General features: G+C 67.4%; 1 protein-coding gene. It reads right to left on the minus strand.

All coding sequences use genetic code 11. From position 1 onward, the window contains the following. Positions 1-155 precede the first annotated feature (155 nt). A partial coding sequence (locus WAN71_RS13915) for a penicillin-binding transpeptidase domain-containing protein (protein ID WP_422225895.1) occupies positions 156-1672 on the minus strand: 1517 nt, incomplete at its 5' end.

Raw genomic sequence — 1672 nt, forward strand, 5'->3', positions numbered from 1 at the left:
CTGATGAGGTGGCCGGTCCCGCGAAGGCCGGCTGGTCGGGGGAAGTTCGACAACCTCGGAGGGGTGGGCTGTCTAGCTCAGTCATCAGGACCTTGTCGCCCGGCTACGCCCCCCTGGCCGGGCGACAAGCCAATTGTGGCTGTCCCACCAGGCCGTCAAGCCAGATAGTCAGCCGGCAGCGAATCGAACATGAACTTCGTCATCCGCACCGCGTACTCCGAACTGCCGCCCCCGACGATCAGCGCGGCGAACGCCATATCGCCGCGGTAGCCGGCGAACCAGGCATGCGAGCCGCCGGGGAACTCGGCCTCACCGGTCTTCCCGAACACCGCACCGCAGTCCGCGATGTCCTTGCCGGTGCCGTTGGTCACCACCAGCCGCATCATCGGGCGCAGGCCGTCGATCACTTTCTCGCTGATCGGTGTGGTGTCGCCGGTGATCGTCGTCGTCCGCCCCTCAATCAGCTTGGGCACGGGCGTCTTTCCGGCGGCCACCGTCGCCGCGACCAGCGCCATGCCGAATGGGGAGGTCAGCACCTTGCCCTGACCGAAGCCGTCCTCGGTGCGCTCGGCCAAATCGACCGTCGGCGGCACCGAACCGGTGACCGTGCTGACGCCGTCCACCTGGTAGTCCAGACCGATGCCGTACTGGCTTGCCTCCTGGTTCAACCCGCGCGGCGGCATCCGGCTGGCCAATTCGGCGAACGTGGTGTTGCACGAACTGGCGAATGCCCGCGACATCGGCACCACACCCAAATCGAACCCGCCGTAGTTGGGGATGGTGCGATGCCCGATGTCGATCTCTCCGGGACAAGCCAACAGCGTGTTCGGGCTTGCTAAGTCGCGCTCGAGGGCGGCGCCCGCAGTGACCATCTTGAACGTCGACCCCGGCGGGTAAAGGCCGGTGGTGGCAAGCGGGCCGCCGGCGTCGGCGGCGGGATTCTGCGCGACCGCCAGAATTTCCCCGGTCGACGGTTTGATCACCACGATCATCGCCTGGCGACCCTGGTTGTCCACCGCGTGCTGGGCGGCGTTCTGCACGGCCCGGTCCAGGCTGATCGAGATCGACGCGGCCGGCGACGGCTCCATTTCGTGCAACACCGCCACGTCGACGGCGTTCTGGTTGACGCTGACCACCCGCCAGCCCGCCTGGCCGTCGAGTTGGTCGATCACCGACTTCTTCACCTGACTCATCAGCGCAGGGGCGAAGTGGTAGTCGGTCGGCAGCAGCTCGGCCTGCGGGGTGATCACCACGCCGGGCAGGTTGCCGATCGCGGGCGCGACGTTGTTGTTGGCGTCGGTGCGCAGCGTGATCAAATCCATCGGTTTACCCAGCGAGCTGGCCTGCTCGGCCAGCCGCTGCGGGTCGTTGAACGTGTCGTCGAACGGGTGCAGCGCATCGACGACCGCGCGGGCCGTGGTGATCAGGTAGCCGCCGGCCCGAGACGCGTCCAGCGTGTAGTGGTACAGGTAGCCGGGAGCCAGCACGTCGGTGCCACCGAGTTCGTTCACTGCGGCACGCCGCGGCGGGTCAGCCCGCAGCGCGAACGTCTGGTGCTCGCCGAGGCGAGGATGCAGGTCGGTGGTGCTCCACCGGACCTGCCAATGCCCTTCGTAGCGGGCCATTTTCAGCTGGCCGTCGTAGGTCCAGGTCCGGTTCTTCGGCAGATGCC

The sequence above is a fragment of the Mycobacterium sp. genome (genome assembly GCF_049280035.1).
Classification (GTDB): Bacteria; Actinomycetota; Actinomycetes; order Mycobacteriales; family Mycobacteriaceae; genus Mycobacterium.